The 18,156-nt window shown below is 66.3% G+C and carries 20 protein-coding genes; 15 read left to right on the forward strand and 5 right to left on the reverse strand.

Features of this window, described 5'->3' with window-relative positions; all coding sequences use genetic code 11:
* The first annotated feature begins 4 nt into the window (after positions 1-4).
* The 5 genes from petA (at position 5) to ARC23_RS02725 (ending at position 3,933) form a co-directional block, all read left to right on the forward strand.
* A complete protein-coding gene (gene petA / locus ARC23_RS02705; RefSeq protein ID WP_004151998.1) occupies positions 5-625 on the forward strand; it encodes a ubiquinol-cytochrome c reductase iron-sulfur subunit in 621 nt (206 codons plus the stop codon).
* A complete protein-coding gene (locus tag ARC23_RS02710) occupies positions 625-1,884 on the forward strand; it encodes a cytochrome b (protein WP_006429450.1) in 1,260 nt (419 codons plus the stop codon). Before petA ends, ARC23_RS02710 begins: the two co-directional genes overlap by 1 nt.
* Positions 1,877-2,626, forward strand: a complete 750-nt coding sequence (locus ARC23_RS02715; protein WP_057495816.1) for a cytochrome c1 — start codon at positions 1,877-1,879, stop codon at positions 2,624-2,626. Before ARC23_RS02710 ends, ARC23_RS02715 begins: the two co-directional genes overlap by 8 nt.
* A 134-nt stretch (positions 2,627-2,760) precedes the next feature.
* Positions 2,761-3,396, forward strand: a complete 636-nt coding sequence (locus tag ARC23_RS02720) for a glutathione S-transferase N-terminal domain-containing protein (protein WP_005408842.1) — start codon at positions 2,761-2,763, stop codon at positions 3,394-3,396.
* 84 nt (positions 3,397-3,480) lie between these two features.
* Positions 3,481-3,933, forward strand: coding sequence for a ClpXP protease specificity-enhancing factor (locus ARC23_RS02725; RefSeq protein WP_057495817.1), 453 nt, complete (start codon positions 3,481-3,483; stop codon positions 3,931-3,933).
* A gap of 38 nt (positions 3,934-3,971) precedes the next feature.
* Here the strand turns inward: ARC23_RS02725 and ARC23_RS02730 are convergent, their stop codons facing one another.
* The 4 genes from ARC23_RS02730 to ARC23_RS02745 all read right to left on the reverse strand — a co-directional run bounded on the left by ARC23_RS02730 (position 3,972) and on the right by ARC23_RS02745 (position 6,689).
* On the reverse strand, positions 3,972-4,322 hold the full coding sequence (locus ARC23_RS02730; RefSeq protein ID WP_049436544.1) for a DUF3301 domain-containing protein: 351 nt from the start codon (positions 4,320-4,322) through the stop codon (positions 3,972-3,974).
* Positions 4,323-4,389: 67 nt separating this feature from the next.
* The gene (locus ARC23_RS02735) at positions 4,390-5,391 is read right to left on the reverse strand and encodes a DUF2272 domain-containing protein (protein WP_057495818.1); all 1,002 of its coding nucleotides are present in this window, start codon (positions 5,389-5,391) and stop codon (positions 4,390-4,392) included.
* A 180-nt stretch (positions 5,392-5,571) separates the two neighbouring features.
* A complete protein-coding gene (nadC, locus tag ARC23_RS02740) occupies positions 5,572-6,423 on the reverse strand; it encodes a carboxylating nicotinate-nucleotide diphosphorylase (RefSeq protein WP_057495819.1) in 852 nt (283 codons plus the stop codon).
* On the reverse strand, positions 6,420-6,689 hold the full coding sequence (locus ARC23_RS02745) for a Trm112 family protein (protein ID WP_057495820.1): 270 nt from the start codon (positions 6,687-6,689) through the stop codon (positions 6,420-6,422). The genes nadC and ARC23_RS02745 overlap by 4 nt, the downstream gene beginning before the upstream one ends.
* Positions 6,690-6,747: 58 nt before the next feature.
* Between ARC23_RS02745 and purE the strand changes: the two genes are divergently transcribed.
* The 3 genes from purE (at position 6,748) to ARC23_RS02760 (ending at position 8,850) form a co-directional block, all read left to right on the forward strand.
* On the forward strand, positions 6,748-7,251 hold the full coding sequence (gene purE, locus ARC23_RS02750; RefSeq protein WP_005412808.1) for a 5-(carboxyamino)imidazole ribonucleotide mutase: 504 nt from the start codon (positions 6,748-6,750) through the stop codon (positions 7,249-7,251).
* A complete protein-coding gene (locus ARC23_RS02755) occupies positions 7,248-8,396 on the forward strand; it encodes a 5-(carboxyamino)imidazole ribonucleotide synthase (protein ID WP_057495821.1) in 1,149 nt (382 codons plus the stop codon). The genes purE and ARC23_RS02755 overlap by 4 nt, the downstream gene beginning before the upstream one ends.
* Positions 8,397-8,508: 112 nt before the next feature.
* A complete protein-coding gene (locus tag ARC23_RS02760) occupies positions 8,509-8,850 on the forward strand; it encodes a carboxymuconolactone decarboxylase family protein (RefSeq protein WP_057495822.1) in 342 nt (113 codons plus the stop codon).
* Positions 8,851-8,925: 75 nt separating this feature from the next.
* On the opposite strand, the gene ARC23_RS02765 is transcribed toward ARC23_RS02760, so the two are convergent.
* Positions 8,926-9,504 (reverse strand): superoxide dismutase, encoded by a 579-nt coding sequence (locus ARC23_RS02765; protein ID WP_057495901.1) that lies wholly within the window; start codon positions 9,502-9,504, stop codon positions 8,926-8,928.
* A 120-nt stretch (positions 9,505-9,624) separates the two neighbouring features.
* Here ARC23_RS02765 and grxD point away from each other — a divergent pair, with 120 nt between their 5' ends.
* The 7 genes from grxD (at position 9,625) to ARC23_RS02800 (ending at position 18,156) form a co-directional block, all read left to right on the forward strand.
* The gene (gene grxD, locus ARC23_RS02770; protein ID WP_057495823.1) at positions 9,625-9,945 is read left to right on the forward strand and encodes a Grx4 family monothiol glutaredoxin; all 321 of its coding nucleotides are present in this window, start codon (positions 9,625-9,627) and stop codon (positions 9,943-9,945) included.
* Positions 9,942-10,718 (forward strand): SDR family NAD(P)-dependent oxidoreductase, encoded by a 777-nt coding sequence (locus ARC23_RS02775; protein ID WP_057495824.1) that lies wholly within the window; start codon positions 9,942-9,944, stop codon positions 10,716-10,718. Before grxD ends, ARC23_RS02775 begins: the two co-directional genes overlap by 4 nt.
* Positions 10,719-10,950: 232 nt before the next feature.
* Positions 10,951-14,172 carry a TonB-dependent receptor gene (locus tag ARC23_RS02780; RefSeq protein WP_057495825.1) on the forward strand — a complete coding sequence of 1,074 codons (3,222 nt, stop codon included), beginning with the start codon at positions 10,951-10,953 and terminating at the stop codon, positions 14,170-14,172.
* 252 nt (positions 14,173-14,424) lie between these two features.
* On the forward strand, positions 14,425-15,813 hold the full coding sequence (ppnN, locus tag ARC23_RS02785; protein ID WP_057495826.1) for a nucleotide 5'-monophosphate nucleosidase PpnN: 1,389 nt from the start codon (positions 14,425-14,427) through the stop codon (positions 15,811-15,813).
* 173 nt (positions 15,814-15,986) lie between these two features.
* The gene (locus ARC23_RS02790; RefSeq protein WP_057495827.1) at positions 15,987-16,505 is read left to right on the forward strand and encodes a GspH/FimT family pseudopilin; all 519 of its coding nucleotides are present in this window, start codon (positions 15,987-15,989) and stop codon (positions 16,503-16,505) included.
* On the forward strand, positions 16,502-16,969 hold the full coding sequence (gene pilV / locus ARC23_RS02795) for a type IV pilus modification protein PilV (RefSeq protein WP_057495828.1): 468 nt from the start codon (positions 16,502-16,504) through the stop codon (positions 16,967-16,969). Before ARC23_RS02790 ends, pilV begins: the two co-directional genes overlap by 4 nt.
* Positions 16,969-18,156: a PilW family protein gene (locus ARC23_RS02800; RefSeq protein ID WP_238985177.1), complete on the forward strand. Its 1,188-nt coding sequence runs from the start codon at positions 16,969-16,971 to the stop codon at positions 18,154-18,156. The genes pilV and ARC23_RS02800 overlap by 1 nt, the downstream gene beginning before the upstream one ends.

An 18,156-nucleotide genomic window follows, 5' to 3' on the forward strand; every position in this document is an offset into this window, starting at 1 on the left:
CCGGATGGCCAACGATGGGGTACACGATCCAGTCAACACCGGACGTCGGCGTTTTCTTTCTGCCACCACAGCCGTGGTGGGTGCCGTCGGCGTCGGATTCACCGCAGTTCCTTTCATCAAGTCCTGGAACCCCAGTGCCCGCGCCAAGCTTGCCGGCGCACCGGTGGTCGCCGACATCAGCGCCCTGCAGGAAGGCCAACGCCTGATCGTGGAATGGCGTGGCCAGCCGATCTGGATCGTCAAACGGTCCAAGGCCATCCTCGATGCGCTGCACGGGCTGGATGGCCGCCTCAAGGACCCCGAGTCCGGCGAGAAGGACCAGCAGCCGGACTACGTGCTCAAGCAGAACCCCGAGCTGCGCTCGATCAAGCCGGACATCTCCGTGCTGGTCGGCCTGTGCACGCACCTGGGCTGCTCGCCGGAAATGGTCGCCGAGATCCGGCCCGAGCCCTATGACCCGCAGTGGAAGGGCGGCTACTTCTGCCCCTGCCACAAGTCGCGCTTCGACATGTCCGGCCGCGTCTTCAAGGACGTGCCGGCGCCGATCAACCTGAAGGTGCCCGCGCACCACTACCAGGACGACAACACCATCATCATCGGTGTCGATCCGCAGGGGGCTGCCTGATGGCCAATATCCTCAGCCGTACCGCCAGCGGCGTGGCCGACTGGGTCAACGCGCGCGCGCCCGGCCTGATGCCGGTGTACCGCAAGCACGTCAGCGAGTACTACGCGCCGAAGAACTTCAACATCTGGTACTACTTCGGTTCGCTGGCGCTGCTGGTGCTGGTCAACCAGATCGTCACCGGCATCTTCCTGACGATGCACTACAAGACCAACGCCGCCGAGGCGTTCGGCTCCATCGAATACATCATGCGTGATGTGGAGTGGGGCTGGCTGATCCGCTACATGCACTCCACCGGGGCCTCGCTGTTCTTCATCGTGGTCTACCTGCACATGTTCCGCGGGCTGCTCTACGGCAGCTACCAGAAGCCGCGCGAGCTGGTGTGGATCCTCGGCATGCTGATCTACCTGGTGCTGATGGCCGAAGCCTTCATGGGCTACGTACTGCCCTGGGGCCAGATGTCGTTCTGGGGCGCCAAGGTGATCATCTCGCTGTTCGGCGCGATACCGGTGATCGGCAACGGCCTGACCGAATGGATCATGGGTGACTACCTGCCCAGCGACGCCACGCTCAACCGCTTCTTCGCGCTGCACGTCATCGCACTGCCGCTGGTGCTGCTGCTGCTGGTGGTGCTGCATCTGGGCGCGCTGCACGAAGTAGGGTCGAACAACCCCGACGGCGTGGAGATCAAGAAGGGGCCGAAGGGCAACCGGTGGTCGCCGAACGCCCCGGCCGATGGCATTCCGTTCCACCCGTACTACACGCTCAAGGATGGCGTCGGTGCCGGCTTCCTGCTGATCATCGCCGCTTTCATCATCTTCTTCGCGCCGGGTTTCGGCGGGCTGTTCCTGGAGCACGACAACTTCACCGAGGCCAACCGCCTGGTGACCCCGGAGCACATCAAGCCGGTCTGGTACTACACGCCGTACTACGCGATGTTGCGCGTGGTACCGAACAAGCTGGGCGGCGTGCTGGTGATGTTCTCGGCCATCGCGATCCTGTTCCTGGTGCCGTGGCTGGACAAGGCGCGGGTGAAGTCGGTGCGTTACCGCGGCTGGATCTCGAAGGTGATGCTGGGCGTACTGGCGGTGTGCTTTGTGTGGCTGGGCGTGATCGGCTCCGGCCCCGGCACCGACGTGCACGAGACCTACATCGGGCGGGTGCTGACCTTCCTGTACTTCGCGTTCTTCATCACCATGCCGCTATGGACAAGGCTGGACAAGACCAAGCCGGTACCGGAGAGGGTGACCACGCATGACTGAGCGCTGGATGGTCCGGCTGGCCCTGGCGGCCACCCTGATGCTGGGCAGTTTCCTGGCTTCCGCCGCCGAGGGCGGCACCCCGCTGCTGCAGGCCGGCAACGACCTCGGCGACCGGGCGTCGCTGCAGCGCGGCGCGCAGCTGTACATGAATTACTGTTCCGGCTGCCATGCGCTGAAGTACCTGCGCTATTCACGGATGGCGGAGGATCTGGGCCTGACCGAGGAAGAGGTGATGAACAACCTCAACTTCACCGGCGCGGCGATCGGTGACCCGATCCCGGTGGCGATGCCCAAGGAAAACGCCGAGAAGTGGTTCGGAAAGATGCCGCCGGACCTCAGCCTGATCTCGCGTGTACGGGGCAGTGACTGGGTCTACACCTACCTCAAGTCGTTCTACCTGGACAGCAGCCGTCCGCTGGGCTGGAACAACGCCTTGTTCGCCAATGCGTCCATGCCCAACCCGCTGTGGGAGATGCAGGGCCTGCAGCACGCGGTGCATGGCAAGCCCGAGGCACCGGGGATGGACCCGCCGGTGACCGGCCTGAAGATCGAAACGCCGGGTGCGGTCGATCCTGGCCAGTACGACCAGGCGGTGCGTGACATCACCAACTTCCTCGAATATGCCGGCGAGCCGGCCGCGCTCAAGCGCCAGCAACTGGGCGTCTGGGTGATCCTGTTCCTGGCCCTGCTGACCTTCCTGCTGTATCTGCTGAAGAAGGAATACTGGAAGGACGTTCACTGATTCTGCCGCCGGCGGTCATGCAAGCCTATTGGCTTTTGTGATGGCCGGTTGCACACTCGGGGAGGAGTCGACCGCTGGCACGGTGCTGGCGGCGCCGATGCGGCAGGCGGTCTCCTGTCGTAGGAGAGCCTTTGATGGCGGCGAGCGTACGCATGCGCAATACACTGACGCTGTTTTCCTCGAACGACGACGTACTGTGCCACCGTGTACGCCTGGTCCTGGCGGCCAAGGGCGTCACCTTCGACTTCGTTCCGGTCGATCCGCAGAACCCGCCTGAAGACCTGATCGATCTCAATCCGTACCACTCGGTACCGACCCTGGTCGAGCGCGAGCTGGTGCTGTACGCCGCATCGGTGGTCAGCGAATACCTGGACGAGCGCTACCCGCATCCGCCGCTGATGCCGGTCGATCCGCTCTCCCGCGCGCGCATCCGCCTGGCCATGCTGCGCATCGAGCACGACTGGGTGCCGCAGGTGCAGGCCATCCAGCTGGGCAACAAGACCCAGGCCGAGGCCGGGCGCAAGCGCCTGAAGGAACTGCTGACCGCCTCGTTGCCGCTGTTCAAGGCCAGCAAGTTCTTCCTCAATCCGGAAATGAGCCTGGCCGACTGCGCGATGGCACCGATCATCTGGCGCCTGCAGTCACTGGACGTGCCGCTGCCCAAGGACGGCAAGGCGATCGAGGACTACGGCAACCGAATCTTCCGCCACCCCGGTTTCGTCCGCAGCCTGACCGACCAGGAAAAGAAACTGCGCGATCTGCCGGTCTGATCCGGCCACGCCTTACCCGTCTGCACGCCGACCGGTGTGCAGGCGATCTGCCCCGGCGGGGCGCCGGGCGCGTACACTTCACGCATGACCGAAGACTTCTTCCACATGACCAGCCACCGCCCGTACCTGCTGCGGGCGCTGGTGGAATGGATCAACGACAACCAGCTGACTCCGCACATCCTGGTCGATGCCGGCGTTCCCGGCGTACAGGTGCCGCCTTCGGCGGTCAAGGATGGCCGGGTCGTGCTCAATATTGCCGAACGTGCCGTCGTGCGGCTGATGATCGACAACGAGATGGTGAGCTTCTCGGCGCGCTTCTCCGGCACCAGCTATCCGGTGCAGGTGCCGATCAGTGCCGTGCTGGCCGTCTATGCCCGCGAAACCGGGCAGGGCATGGCGCTGCCGGACGATATCCCGGGCAACGAGACGGCGCCGACCAGCGACGAGCTGCTGCATGACGACAGCACGCCGCCGGACGATACGCCTCCGGCCAGCCCGCCGCCGAAGGGGCGCCCGACCCTGCGCGTGGTCAAGTAAGGGTGGGTGCCGGCCGTGGGTCGGCACACCTTCAGCCCTTACACATCCTCGGCATCGTCCACATCCGGCCGGATCTGGCTGATCCGCGCCGCGCCCGGCCCTGTGAATGAAATCAGCTGGTCGCCGCGCAGCACCATGCGACCCACGTGGCGATCGATGCCGTCGTAGGAATACTCGAACTTGAAGGTGCGCTCGAAGCCGAGCCGGCCATCTTCGCCGCGCGACAGGCGCAGGCCGGTGGCGTGCACCGCCTGGTCCAGCCATTGCACGTCGGCTGCGCGGCAGGCATTGCGGCCCAGCTCGACCGCGCGCTCGGCGGCCGAACGCGCCGCGTTCCAGAAGAAATAGATGATTCCGCCGGCAATCAGCAACAGCAGCAGGGTGGGCATGGCGTCAGCCGTCAGAGGTCGATCCGGCAAAGATGGCGGCGAACGCGCGCTGGATCAAGCGCTGCATTCACCGCCGCGGCTGCGGTTCGCTGGATATCGGTTGCGCGGGCACGATGACCGGCTGCGGCGCAGGTGCGGGCTGCACTGGCGTCGCAGTGGGCGAGGGCATCACCAGCGGTGATGTGGCGGTCAGCTGCAGCAGGGCTGCCCAGTCCTGGCGGTTGAAGCTGCATTCGTCCTCGCGGCCCGGCGTGCAGCTGGGGTCGATGCCGGTGCTATTGCGTTCGCGCGCCGGGGGCAGCTTGATCAACCCCGTGCGATCCAGCGGCAGCAACCGCATCGCCACCGTGTTCATCACATTGCCGCCGACCAGATACAGGGTCTGGTCGCCCCCGAGATTTGCCGCCACCACCACTTCACAATGCGACTTCCAGTGGCCCACCGAGCCGTTGCCCAGCGCCTGCACCAGTCCGCTGTAACTGAGGGTGGTGCTGCGGTCACGCAGGAAGCACAGCAGGTCACCGGGCGCCGGCTTAGCCGTGGCCGGGTCGACCAATCGATATGGCACGCCCGAAGGGCCTGCCTGATAGGCGGCGCGGATGTAATCGATGTGGCGTGGCGAGGTGTTGAAGCCAGGCACGCCAGCGCGGACCATCACCCAGGAAATGAACGCGGCCGACCATGGGTTGTCGACCAGGAACGCGCGGCAGTCGCTGTCGGTGTAGCGCGTGCCCAACGGGGCCAGGCAACTGCTGGCGCCGGCGATGCTGCCCATGGCATTGAGCGTGCCGCTGTCACGCCAGTAGCCGGCAACGCGCCGCCAGGCGATCAGCCCATTGTCAGCCAGGTGATCGCTTTCGGCTTCGGTGACGCTGAGGCTGGCGGCGCGGCCATCGCGATCAATGAAGGGACGGAACCACAGCCGGTGCTCGTTGCAGGCGGTGTTGCGGATGGCGACCGCCAACGGGCTCAGGCCGAAGCGGGGCGGCACGTCGCAGGCTTCTGCGGCGGCGGCGGACAAGGGCGCCGCAGCCAGCAGCAGGCAGGCAGGCAAGAGCATCCGGCGCATGCGCGGCTCCTGTGGGGGATGACCGCAGCGTCGCAGAGGCGGCCGTAGCCGAGCCGTGAAGGCGTCCCGGGTCGTGTAGAGCCGGGCCCATGCCCGGCTCATCGCGCGAAGCGCGTGCAGGGCGCGCCGCAGATCGATAAGCAGCCGAGCGTAGGCTCGGTTCTACAAATCCTGCTGGCCTCAGCCCGGCGGCGGGCCCAGCTTCAGCGACAGATCGATGGCCTGCACATGCTTGGTCAGTCCGCCAATGGAAATGCAGTCCACGCCATCTTCGGCAATCGAACGCAACCCGCCCAGGCCCACGCTGCCGGACACCTCCAGCGGAATGCGGCCGGCGGTGATGCGTACGGCCTCGCGGCGCAGGTCCGGGCTGAAGTCATCCAGCAGGATGCGCTCGCAGCCGGCTTCCAGTGCCTGCCGCAGCTGCGCCAGATCTTCCACTTCGACCACCAGCGGCAATGCCGGCCATTGGCGGCGCGCGGCAGCCACCGCCGCAGCCAGCGAACCGGCGGCGCGGATGTGGTTCTCCTTCAGCATCACCGTGTCGTACAGGCCGAACCGGTGGTTCTCGCCGCCGCCGCAGCGGACCGCGTACTTCTGTGCCAGGCGCAGGCCGGGCAAGGTCTTGCGGGTGTCGAGAATGCGCGTGGCGGTACCGGACACGGCGGCCACATAGCGGGCAGTGGTGGTGGCAGTGCCGGACAGCGTCTGCAGGAAGTTCAGCGAGGTGCGCTCGGCACTGACCAGGCTGCGGCTGCGCCCGTGCAGCAGGGCCAGCACGGTGCCGGCGGTGACCGCGTCGCCTTCGGAAACCAGCCATTCGATGCGCACGTCCGGGTCGAGCGCGCGATGGGTGGCATCGAACCAGGGGCGACCGGCAATCACCCCGTCCTGCTTGCACAGCAGGTAGGCGCTGTCGGCCTGGTCGGGCAGCAGGGCGGCGGTGACGTCACCGCTGCCCAGGTCCTCGGCCAGCGCACGCGCGACATCGGCGGCGACCAGGGCCGCATCCGGCGTCGGCAGCGTGCTCATGCGGCCGGGAAGTCGGCGATCTGCGCGGTCGGGATGGCTTCCTCGGCCAGCAGCACCGGGATGCCGTCGTCAACGCGGAACACCTGCTTGCGGTCGCGGGTGACCAGCGCTTCGCGCAGCGGCTGCGCCATCGGGTTGCCATCGGCCTTGTTCACCGCGCCGGCGGAAATGGCCTTGTTGAGCGCTTCCAGGCCCTTGCCATCCAGCAGGGACAGGGGCTGGCGGGTGTCCGGCGACACCAGCAGGTCGAGCAGCTTGCGATCCATGATTCTTCGTCTTGCGTGGAAGATGGCTAGAATACGTCTTTAAGGCAGGTGACGGCCAATGACCCCCAACCCGATCGCGCCGCTTGTCGGCATCGTCATGGGTTCCCGTTCCGACTGGGAAACCATGCAGCACGCCGCCCAGAAGCTTGAAGCCCTGGGTGTTCCGTTCGAAGTGAAGGTGGTGTCCGCGCATCGGACGCCGGATGTGTTGTTCAGTTACGCCGAGCAGGCGGGCCCGCGTGGCCTGCGCGCGATCATCGCCGGTGCCGGCGGGGCGGCGCACCTGCCGGGCATGATCGCCGCCAAGACCGCCGTACCGGTGCTGGGTGTGCCGGTGCAGTCCAAGGCCCTCAACGGCATGGACTCGCTGCTGTCGATCGTGCAGATGCCGGCCGGCATTCCGGTCGCCACCTTCGCCATCGGCAACGCCGGCGCCTCCAACGCGGCGCTGTTCGCCGCGGCGATGCTGGCCAGCGACCAGCCGGCCATCGGTCAGGCGCTCGACGCTTTCCGTGCGCGCCAGACCGAAGATGTGATGGCCCACGACGACCCGCGCCAATGAACCTGACCGTCGGCATTCTGGGCGGCGGCCAGCTGGCCCGCATGATGGTCCTGGCCGGTGCGCCGCTGGGGCTGCGTTTTGAGCTGTACGACCCGGCCGCCGACGCCTGCGGTGGCCCGTTGGCGCCGCTCACCGTGGCGGCGTTCGACGACCGCGCAGCGCTGGCGGCGTTCGCCGCCCGGGTGGACGTGGTCACCTTCGATTTCGAGAATGTGCCAGCCGACAGTGCGCAGTGGCTGGCCGACCAGGTGCCGGTCTACCCGCCGCCGTCGGCGCTGGCGGTGGCCCAGGACCGGTTGAGCGAGAAGACCCTGTTCCAGCAGCTGGGCATTCCGCTGCCGCCCTTCGCTGATATCCGCAGCCGTGACGAACTGGCTGCGAAGGCCGCCGAGTTCGGCCTGCCGTGCATCCTCAAGACCCGCCGCCTCGGTTACGACGGCAAGGGCCAGTTCCGTCTGCGCAGCGAAGCCGACATCGACGCTGCATGGGACGCGCTGGGCGCACAGGTCGAGCGCACCGGGCTGATCCTGGAAGGCTTCGTTGCCTTCCAGCGCGAAGTCAGCGTGGTCGCCGTGCGTGGCCGCGATGGCAGCTTCCAGGCCTGGCCGGTGACCGGCAACTGGCATGTCGACGGCGTGCTGTCGGCCAGCGTGGCGCCGGCGGTGCTGAGCGCCGCCGAGCACGAAGCGGCGGTCGGCTATGCGCGTCGCGTCGCCGAGCACCTGCAGTATGTCGGCGTGTTCGCGCTGGAGCTGTTCTGCCGTGATGGCGAACTGCTGGCCAACGAGATGGCGCCGCGCGTGCACAACTCCGGCCATTGGACCATCGAAGGCAGCGAGACCTCGCAGTTCGAGAACCATCTGCGCGCCGTGCTGGGCCTGCCGCTGGGCAGCACCCGCATGCTCGGCCATGCCTGCATGCTGAACTGGCTGGGGGCGATGCCCGATCCACTGCCGGTGCTGGGCCAGGCCTGCGGTCATTGGCATGACTACGGCAAGCAGCCGCGCGAAGGTCGCAAGGTCGGCCACGCCACGTTGCGCGATGACGATGCTGCCGCGTTGGCCGATGCGCTGGAGCAGATCGGCCTGGAGCTGGATCGGCAGGCGCAGGTGGCGCCGGCGGTGCACGCGCTGCGCAAGCGCTGAGACCGGTAGTGCCGGCCGTTGGCCGGCAGTGCAACGCTGTGGCGCGCCGGTGCAGGCATCGGCGCAACACTCCCGGTGATAGCGTGGAGCTCCTTTCACAGGAGTCACGACCATGCTTGACTGGAATGCCTACCGCAAGGAACTGAAGGGCCGCATCGGCGAGATCGGCAAGCTCTCGCCGGATACGCTCAAGGGCTATGCCACGTTGTCCAACGCGGGCGCCCAGACCAACCATCTTGATGCCAAGACCCGTGAACTGATCGCGCTGGCGGTGGCGGTGACCACCCGCTGCGACGGCTGCATCACCGTGCACGTGGATGCCGCGTTGAAGCAGGGCGCCCGCCGCGAGGAAATCGCCGAGGCGCTGGGCGTGGCGGTCTCGCTCAACGCCGGTGCGGCGCTGGTGTACTCGGCGCGGGTGATGGATGCGGTGGCTGCGCACGAGAGCGCGTGACGCTCCATCTGTAGAGCCGAGCCCATGCTCGGCTGCTGTCCAGCCAGCCGAGCATGGGCTCGGCTCTACAGGAGGTCAGCGCAGCTGGCTTTCGGCGAATTCCCAGTTGACCATCTGCCAGAACGCGTCCAGATAACGCGCGCGATCATTCTGGTAGTCGGTGTAATAGGCATGCTCCCAGACGTCGCAGCACAGCAGCGGGGTGCTTTCACCGGTCAGTGGCGTGCCGGCATTGCGGGTGGCCTGGATGCCCAACTGTCCGCCCGGATGCTGCACCAGCCATACCCAGCCGGAGCCGAACAGGCCCAGCGCGGTGCGGTTGAACTCCTCGCGCAGGCGCTGCACGTCGCCGAACTGGCGCTTGACCAGTTCGCCCAGACGGCCCTGCGGTTCGCCGCCGCCACGCGGGCGCAGGCACTGCCAGTAGAAGCCGTGGTTCCAGGCCTGGGCGGCGGCATCGAACAGCGTGCCCTGGGCGTGGCGGACGATCTCCTCCAGCGACGCTTCCTCCCACTCGGTGCCGAGGATGCCGGCGTTGACCGCATCCACATAGGCGCGATGGTGGCGGCCGTGATGCAGTTCCACGGTCTGGGCGGACAGGTGCGGCTGCAGGGAGCCGGAGAGGTAGGGCAGGGCGGGCAATTCGACAGGCATGGACAGGTTCGTGGCCAAGGGGCGGCGGCAGCGGGTTCCATCGGCTTACAATGGCGGCTACCGTGGGCAGTCTAGCCGACCATCACGGTCGGTTTGTCCGGCGAAGCAAGGAGTGAGGTTGTGGCGGTAATGCAGCAAATCCAGGCCGAGGTCGATCGTTACCCGCTCGTGCTGTTCATGAAGGGCTCTCCGCAGTACCCGATGTGCGGCTTTTCCAGCCGCGCCGTGCAGGCGTTGATGGCCGCCGGTGCCGTGACCCTGCGCACCGTGAACGTGCTCGAGGAGCCGGAGATCCGTGCCAACCTGCCGCGCTTCTCCAATCTTCCGACCTTCCCGCAGCTGTTCATCAACGGCGAGCTGATCGGCGGCTGCGACATCGTCATGGAGCTGTTTGAATCCGGCGAGCTCAAGCGCATCGTCGAAGAGGCCACCCAGGGATGAGTGCCTGGCCATCGGCGTCACCGACGGAGGGGGCGCTCGATGGCCGTCCGTTGCAGGACCGCGTGGTGCTGGTGGCTGGCGCCGGTGGCGGCCTGGGCAGCGCTGCGGCGGTCGCGGCCGCCGCCGCCGGCGCGACGGTGGTGCTGCTGGGACGCAAGCCGCGCCGGCTGGATCGCGTCTATGCCCAGGTCCAGGCCGTTGGCCCCGAACCACTGTTGTACCCGCTGGATCTGGAAGGCGCCGGACCCGATGACTATGCCGAACTGGCCCAGGCCTTGCAGCGCGAGCTGGGGCGGCTGGACGGCGTGCTGGTCTGCGCCGCCCATTTCCCGGGGTTGACGCCGTTCGAGCTGGCCGACCCGGCCAGTTTCGCCCGTGCCCTCCATGTCACCTTGACCGCCCCGGCCTGGCTGGCCCAGGCCTGCCTGCCGCTGCTGCGGCAGCGCGAGGATGCCGCCCTGGTGTTCGCGGTCGATGCCCCCGAACGGGTCGGGCAGGCCTACTGGGGGGGCTATGGCGTGGCCCAGCACGGCCTGCGTGGCCTGATCGCCAGCCTGCACGACGAACTCGGGCGCAGCCCGGTACGGGTCAGTGGTCTTTATCCCGGTCCCCTGCGCACGGCGCTGCGGGCCCGCGCCTACTCGGTCGACCAGGATCCGGCGGCGCAAGGCCCGGAAGCCGCGGCGGCCGCGGCGGTGACCCTGCTGTCCGCCGCTGGGAGCACCTGGCGCGGGCAGATTCTCGACGCCAGTGGGATGCCCCGGGGAGAGTGAGTCCCGTGGAAAGGCGGAGTGAAGAACCCGTCACGATTGCGTTGCGAACCGGTGCCGTTTGTCGCACAACCGTCACATTGATGGCGTAGCGTGTTAATCTAGTGTTAACCGTTAGGGCTGCCTTCAGCCGAGCGGTAGGGAACCCCAGATAACTCTCCGACCAGCCACCCGCAGGGCTGATTGGATGCGCTTTTTTTCCGCCATCGCCAACTCGCATCGAGGCTACCGAAAAATGACCCACCCACTCCGGATGTCCAAGCTTACCCTTGGTCTCGTGGCTGCACTTGCTGCCGCTCCTGCCTTCGCCCAGAGCAGCACCTCCGCCGGTGTCGGCGGCCAGGTGATGTCCGCTGCAGGCCAGCCTGTCGCCGGCGCTGAAGTCACCATCACGCATACCGAGTCGGGCACTGTTTCGCGTGCCACCACCGATGCGTCGGGCCGATACAACGCGCGCGGCCTGCGCGTGGGTGGTCCGTACACCATCACCGTCACCAAGCCCGGTGAAGGCACCAAGACCGAAGAAGGTGTCTACCTGAACCTGAACCAGGTCAACACCGTCAATGCCAACCTGGGCGGTGATCTGGCTGCGACCAACCTGGACGCGGTGAACGTTGTCGCCACGGCCGGCGGCCTGGACCTGTTCAGCGCCAACAAGATGGGCACCGGCACCAACGTGACCCGCGAAACGATGGATGCACTGCCGTCGGCCAGCCGCAACATCCAGGACTACGTCCGCCTGGATCCGCGCATCTCGCAGGTCAGCAAGGCTGACGGCGCGATCTCGGCCGGTGGCCAGAACACCCGTTACAACGCCATCCGCATCGACGGCATCAGCGCCTCCGATCCGTTCGGCCTGGGCTCCAACAACCTGCCGACCGAGCGTCAGCCGGTGTCGATGGACGCCATCCAGGAAATCAACATCGACCTGGCCAACTACGACACCACCATCGCCGGTGGCACCGGCGCGGTGATCAACGCCGTGACCAAGTCGGGTACCAATGAATTCCATGGCACCGTGTACGGTTCGTACCGCGACAAGGACATGGTCCGTTCGCGCCTGGAAGGCGACAAGCAGGACTTCAACGGCTTCGAGGACGAGAAGACCTACGGCATGACCTTCGGCGGCCCGATCGTCAAGGACAAGCTGTTCTTCTTCACCAACTATGAAAAGTACGAGCGCTCGGCTGCCGGCGTCGCCCTGAGCGACACGCCGATCGGCCGTGGCACCATCACCCAGCAGCAGATCACCGATGTCCAGAACTTCCTGGGCAAGCTGGGCTACGACCCGGGCAGCCTGACGGCGCCGAACAGCAAGACCGAGATCGAAGAGTATGCGGTCAAGCTGGACTGGAACATCAACGAGAACCACCGTGCGGCCCTGCGCTACAACAAGATGGAGCAGAACGTCGTTCGCTTCCCGCAGGTCAGCAGCAGCGCCATCTCGCTGAGCAACTTCTGGTACCAGCAGCCGACCCAGTACGAAACCTGGATGGGTGAACTGTTCAGTGACTGGTCCGAGAACTTCTCGACCGAGTTCAAGGTCTCGCACAAGGATTACTCGGCCAACCGCGTTCCGCTGGTCGACATGCCGCAGATCCGCATCAAGTCGGGCAACGATTCGCTGTACGTCGGTACCGAACAGAACACCCACGTCAACATCGTCGAGTCGAAGGAACTGAGCGCCTTTGGTGCCGGTACCTGGTACATCGGTGACCACACCGTCAAGTTCGGCTTCGACTACTCGAAGAATGACCTGATGAACTTCTACGGCCGCAACCTCAACGGCGTGTACGAATTCAACAGCGTCAACGATTTCCTGGCGGGCAAGGCTTCGCGTTACCAGCTGCGTGCTCCGCGCGCCGATGGCAGTCGCAGCGACATCCCGGCCGACTTCACCCTGAAGAACACTGGCGTGTTCGTGCAGGACACCTGGGCGATCAACTACAACCTGAACCTGATGTTCGGCGTGCGCATCGACATGCCTGACTTCAGCACCCAGCGCCTGTACAACCCGCGCATCGAGCAGCTGTACGGCTTCAACAACACCAAGCTGGTCGACAAGAACCTGGTGCAGCCGCGCGTCGGCTTCAACTACACCTTCGACAGCGATCGCCCGACCCAGCTGCGCGGTGGCGTCGGCCTGTTCGGCGGCGCCGCCCCGAACGTGTGGCTGGCAGGTGCCTACCAGAATACCGGCCTGAACTACATCGAGTACGACGAGCGCAGCATCCCGGCCGGTGCCTTCACTCCGGACGGCAACAACCCGTACATCCCGGCCGGCGGCCCGGCTTCGGCCCGTCAGAACGTCGACATCATCGCGCCGGGCACCCGCCTGCCGTCGGTGTGGAAGGCCAACCTGGCGTTCGACCATGAGCTGCCGTGGTACGGCATCGTGGCATCGACCGAAGTGCTGTTCACCAAGGTCAAGGACGGCATCTACTTCGACCGTCTGGATGTGTCGGCGCCGACCGCCTTCGGTCAGGATGGCCGTGCGATCTACTGGAACGCTGCTGGCCGCAACCAGGCCAATACCCGTATCGACAAGGGTGTCGACTACGGCATGTCGACCGGTACCAAGGGTGCGGTTGACCGCGCCAACCGTCCGTCCGACATCGGCGACGTTCTGGTCCTGCGCAACACCGACAAGGGCCGCGGCACCCAGGCCACCTTCTCGCTGGCCAAGCCGCTGACCGAGAACTGGGGCTGGTCGCTGGGTTACACCTACACCAAGTCGACCGAAGTCAGCCCGCTGTCCAGCTCGCAGAACACCTCGAACTGGAACAACACGCTGATCTTCAATGCCAACGAGAACGTGGCCTACAACTCGCGTTATGCGATGAAGGACCGCGTCACCGGCACCCTGGAGTGGAAGCACAACTTCTTCGGTGACAACGCCACCCGCGTCGGCCTGTTCTACGAAGGCCGTTCGGGCCGTCCGTACAGCTACATCTTCTACAACGATGCCAACGGCGACGGTGCTGCCACCAACGACCTGTTCTATGTGCCGAAGGGTCCGGGCGACGTGCTGTTCACCGGCGGTGCCGCGATGGAGAAGCAGTTCTTCGATTGGCTGGCGCAGAACCCGGAACTCGATGCCTACCGTGGCAGCGTGGTCCCGGCCAACCGCCACCGCGCCTCGTGGGTCAACAGCTTCGACGTCCGCGTCAGCCAGGAATTCCCGGGCTTCATGAAGGGTCACAAGGGTGAAGTCGCCCTGGACATCATGAATGTCGGCAACCTGCTGAACAAGAAGTGGGGCCTGATCGACGACTACGGCTTCTACTCGACCCGTCGCGTTGCCAACTACGCAGGTATCGACCCGGCCACCGGCAAGTACGTGTACTCCTTCACCGGTTCGACCGACAACCCGTCGGTGCAGGAAAACAACAACGACAAGGGCAATACCGCCGTGTCGCGTTGGTCGATGCAGCTGACCCTGAAGTACAAGTTCTGATCCATCAGCGCTTGAAGTGGTAAGTGGAAACGGCCGGGGAAACCCGGCCGTTTTCCGTTCAGGCGAAAGTCCTTGCAGGGCGTAGGGCAACGGCGTAGCATCCAGAAATGTGCGCGGCGCCAACGCCGCCGATGCGGTGCCGGAAAGGCGGGCGCGGGCAGCACACATCCAACGGTCGGGCTTCCCGGCCGTTTTGCTTTTTAAGGGGGCGGCAGTACAGTCGGAAACCTTGAAGGAAGCGAAAAATTGGATATGACCACGAACGAAAAATCGGCCCGTGCACTGCCGGTGCAGGATGCGCGGATCTACCCGCGCGGTGGGCTGGATGTGCTGTCGCGGGCCGAGGTGGCCCGCCTGCGCGATGCCTCCGCCGGTGGCATGCACGAGCTGCTGCGCCGCTGCGCGCTGGCCGTGCTGACCAGCGGCAGCGCCTCGGACGATCCGCGCGCCGCGCGCGATCTGTACCCTGATTTCGACATCCAGGTCGCGCAGCAGGATCGCGGCGTGCGCATCGATCTTTCCAATGCGCCGGCGATGGCCTTCGTCGATGGCGAGATCATCCGCGGCGTCGCCGAACTGCTGTTCGCCGTGGTGCGTGACCTGGCCTACATGGCCATCGAAATGGGCCCGGCCTACGCGGCCGAGCTGGAATCGTCCGAGGGCATCACCAACGCGGTGTTCGGCCTGCTGCGCAACGCGCGCATCCTCAACCCGGGCGACCCCAACCTGGTGGTCTGCTGGGGCGGCCACTCGATCTCGCGCGACGAATACCTGTACACCAAGCAGGTCGGCTACGAGCTGGGCCTGCGTGGGCTGGACATCTGTACCGGCTGCGGCCCGGGCGCGATGAAGGGCCCGATGAAGGGCGCCACCATCGCCCACGCCAAGCAGCGCCGTACCGTGACGCGTTACATCGGCCTGACCGAGCCGGGCATCATCGCCGCCGAGTCGCCGAACCCGATCGTCAACCACCTGGTGATCATGCCGGACATCGAGAAGCGCCTGGAGGCCTTCGTCCGTATTGGCCACGGCATCATCGTGTTCGCCGGTGGCGTCGGCACCGCCGAAGAGATCCTGTACCTGCTCGGCATCCTGCTGCGCGAGGAAAACAGGGACCTGCCGTTCCCGCTGATCCTGACCGGCCCGACCGTGGCGGCGCCATACTTCGAGCAGATCGACCGCTTCATCCGCCTGACCCTGGGTGATGCGGCCGCCGAGCGCTACGAGATCATCATCGGCGACCCGGTCGCCGTGGCGAAGAAGATGGCCACCGGCATCAAGCGCGTGCGCGAGCACCGCCTGGCGCAGAAGGACTCGTTCTTCTTCAACTGGTCCATCGAGATTCCGTGGGAATACCAGCAGCCGTTCGTGCCGACCCATGAAGCGATGGCCGCGCTGGACCTGCACCACGGGCGTGCGCCGCACGCGTTGGCGGCCGATCTGCGCCGGGCGTTCTCGGGCATCGTGGCCGGCAACGTGAAGGAAGACGGCATGCGCCGCATCGAGCAGTTCGGGCCGTTCCAGATCCACGGCGACCCGGACATGATGCAGGCGCTGGACGCGTTGCTGCGCGCCTTCGTCGAGCAGCGCCGGATGAAGATTTCCGGCGAATACCAGCCCTGCTACCAGGTGCTGGCCTGATACGCCCGGGGTCGGATCCCGCCGGGCTCCGACCCCATCGCAGGCGGCCCGCAGGCCAGGGCCTGTCAACGCTTTGACGCCTGTCAGCCCGGATTGACCGTTCGTCCTGCCGCCGCTTGCCGGGCGGCAGGGGGATGGCCCATCGTGGCCATCAACACGCTGGGGAGCGTCCAATGTCTTTGCGCCGGGAAAACGGCTTCACGCTGGTTGAGCTGATGGTGACGGTCATGGTTCTGGCCGTGCTCGCCACGATCGCCTTTCCCAGTTTCCAGAGCACGATCCGCTCCAACCGCATCGCGACCACCAGCAACGAGCTGATCGCCTCGTTGTCGCTGGCCCGCAGCGAGGCGGTGCGCAACCGCCGTGGCGCCGGCGTCTGCGCTTCCGCTGCCGGCAGCGCCTGCGACGGCAAGAGCTGGGCCGAGGGCTGGCTGGTCTGGGAAGACAGCAATGGTGATGGCGGCCTGAGCGCCGGCGAGACGGTGCTGCGCTACAGCGCGGGCAAACCGGGCGTGAGTGCGGTGGGCACGCCGGACCTGTCGGTGAGTTTCGATCCGCGCGGGCGCAACCGCGCGGACGCCAGCCTGGATCTGACCCTGCGCCCGGACAGCTGCGGCAAGCAGCCGCTGCAACGAACGCTGCGCATCTCGCCGACCGGGCAGGTCCGGCTGCTGAAGGAGGACTGCAAGTGAACGCGCCCCGTTTCCGTTCGCCACGTGCCGCGCAGGGTGGTTTCAGCCTGATCGAGGTACTGATCGCCATCCTCGTGCTTGGCGTCGGCCTGCTGGGCTTTGCCCTGATGCAGACCATGAACGTGCGCTTCGTGCAGAGCGCCAATTACCGGACCCAGGCGACCAACCTCACCTACGAGATGCTCGACCAGCTGCGCGTGAACCGTGCGCGGGCGCCCTCCTATGTGGGCAACTATGCTGCGACCACCTCGACCAAGAACTGCCTGCCGCCCACCGGCAACGACATCAGCCGCGACGCCTTCACCCTGGACTGGCGCTGCCGCCTGGGCAAGGCGCTGGGCGAGGGCGCCAGCGGCACCGTGGTGCGCAACGGCGATCAGTACACGGTCAGCGTGAGCTGGGGTGACGAACGCTGGAAAGCCGATGCGGGGGATACCACCTTTACTGCCAGGAGTGGCCTGTAATGCGCGCGCCGTCTTCCCCCCGGTCTGCCATCGGCCTGTCGATGGTCGAGTTGATGATCGCCCTGACCATCGGCCTGATCGTGATGCTGGGCGTGGTGCAGGTATTTGCGGCGTCACGCGCGGCCTACCAGCTGTCCGACGGCCTGGCGCGGGTGCAGGAGAACAGCCGCTTCGCGATGGACACGCTGCAGCGTGAAGTGCGCATGGCCGGCCATTTCGGCTGCGTCAACGACCAGGCACGCAACTCGCCGGACAACCCTTCGCTGTTCTCCACGTTTGCGGCTACCCCGCATCCGGCACTGGATTTCCAGACCTCGATCCAGGGCTATGAAGCGACGGCGACCGCGCCGGGCGACGCGGTGACCCTGAGCACCACGCCGGGGACCGGCGGCACCGACTTCAAGCCGGCGCTCCCGGCCCAGTTCGCTGCCGCCATGCCCAACCGTGTCAACGGCAGCGACATCATCGCCCTGCGTTACCTGATGCCCGACGGCGTGCCGATCACCGGCAACGTCGGCAGCGACGGGCAGCCGGTGTTCACCTTCGACAAGGCGCGGCTGGCCGTTCTCAAGAGCGGTGTCTCGAACCCGGGCCTGTATGGCGCGGCCGACTGCGCCAGCGCAACGGTGTTCCAGGCCCGCGCGGTGGATGCAGCGGCAGGCACCATCACCTTCGGCGAGACTCCCAACAACGTCGGCAACTTCACCCGTCCGGTCACGGCCGGCCAGGCAATGCTGCACCGCGCCGAGAGCGCCCTGTACTACGTGGGCTACGACGCGGCCAGCGCGCGTTCCTCGCTGTACCGCGTGCGCTTCAGTGCCGTGCCCAACGGCGCGCTGGTGGCCGGCGCTCCGGAGGCACTGGTGGATGGCGTGGAGAACATGCAGTTGCTGTACGGCCAGGACCGTGGCCTCACCACGGCGTACCCGACCGGTTTCATCGACCGCCAGGGCACCGCGGAAACCGTGCAGGCGTCGACCATTCCTGCCGGCAATGGCTGGCGCCGCGTCGGTGCGGTGCAGTTGGGGCTGGTGATGGCCAGCCCCGATCCGTCCGCTGCGCCGCAGGCCGACCAGAACGCGTCGCTGATCTCGATGGGGGTAACGTTCACCGCCCCGACCGACGGTCGCATGCGCTCGGTCTACCAGACCACCATCGCCCTTCGAAACCGCCTCTTCGGCAACTGA

The organism is Stenotrophomonas beteli (assembly GCF_001431665.1).
GTDB lineage: Bacteria > Pseudomonadota > Gammaproteobacteria > Xanthomonadales > Xanthomonadaceae > Stenotrophomonas > Stenotrophomonas beteli.

What these genes read in the sequence shown, in the direction of transcription:
- petA (WP_004151998.1), top strand. Translation starts at nt 5, where the DNA reads ATGGCCAACGATGGGGTACACGATCCAGTCAACACCGGACGTCGGCGT.
- ARC23_RS02710 (WP_006429450.1), top strand. Translation starts at nt 625, where the DNA reads ATGGCCAATATCCTCAGCCGTACCGCCAGCGGCGTGGCCGACTGGGTC.
- ARC23_RS02715 (WP_057495816.1), top strand. Translation starts at nt 1,877, where the DNA reads ATGACTGAGCGCTGGATGGTCCGGCTGGCCCTGGCGGCCACCCTGATG.
- ARC23_RS02720 (WP_005408842.1), top strand. Translation starts at nt 2,761, where the DNA reads ATGGCGGCGAGCGTACGCATGCGCAATACACTGACGCTGTTTTCCTCG.
- ARC23_RS02725 (WP_057495817.1), top strand. Translation starts at nt 3,481, where the DNA reads ATGACCGAAGACTTCTTCCACATGACCAGCCACCGCCCGTACCTGCTG.
- ARC23_RS02730 (WP_049436544.1), bottom strand. Translation starts at nt 4,322, where the DNA reads ATGCCCACCCTGCTGCTGTTGCTGATTGCCGGCGGAATCATCTATTTC.
- ARC23_RS02735 (WP_057495818.1), bottom strand. Translation starts at nt 5,391, where the DNA reads ATGCGCCGGATGCTCTTGCCTGCCTGCCTGCTGCTGGCTGCGGCGCCC.
- nadC (WP_057495819.1), bottom strand. Translation starts at nt 6,423, where the DNA reads ATGAGCACGCTGCCGACGCCGGATGCGGCCCTGGTCGCCGCCGATGTC.
- ARC23_RS02745 (WP_057495820.1), bottom strand. Translation starts at nt 6,689, where the DNA reads ATGGATCGCAAGCTGCTCGACCTGCTGGTGTCGCCGGACACCCGCCAG.
- purE (WP_005412808.1), top strand. Translation starts at nt 6,748, where the DNA reads ATGACCCCCAACCCGATCGCGCCGCTTGTCGGCATCGTCATGGGTTCC.
- ARC23_RS02755 (WP_057495821.1), top strand. Translation starts at nt 7,248, where the DNA reads ATGAACCTGACCGTCGGCATTCTGGGCGGCGGCCAGCTGGCCCGCATG.
- ARC23_RS02760 (WP_057495822.1), top strand. Translation starts at nt 8,509, where the DNA reads ATGCTTGACTGGAATGCCTACCGCAAGGAACTGAAGGGCCGCATCGGC.
- ARC23_RS02765 (WP_057495901.1), bottom strand. Translation starts at nt 9,504, where the DNA reads ATGCCTGTCGAATTGCCCGCCCTGCCCTACCTCTCCGGCTCCCTGCAG.
- ARC23_RS02775 (WP_057495824.1), top strand. Translation starts at nt 9,942, where the DNA reads ATGAGTGCCTGGCCATCGGCGTCACCGACGGAGGGGGCGCTCGATGGC.
- ARC23_RS02780 (WP_057495825.1), top strand. Translation starts at nt 10,951, where the DNA reads ATGACCCACCCACTCCGGATGTCCAAGCTTACCCTTGGTCTCGTGGCT.
- ppnN (WP_057495826.1), top strand. Translation starts at nt 14,425, where the DNA reads ATGACCACGAACGAAAAATCGGCCCGTGCACTGCCGGTGCAGGATGCG.
- ARC23_RS02790 (WP_057495827.1), top strand. Translation starts at nt 15,987, where the DNA reads ATGTCTTTGCGCCGGGAAAACGGCTTCACGCTGGTTGAGCTGATGGTG.
- ARC23_RS02800 (WP_238985177.1), top strand. Translation starts at nt 16,969, where the DNA reads ATGCGCGCGCCGTCTTCCCCCCGGTCTGCCATCGGCCTGTCGATGGTC.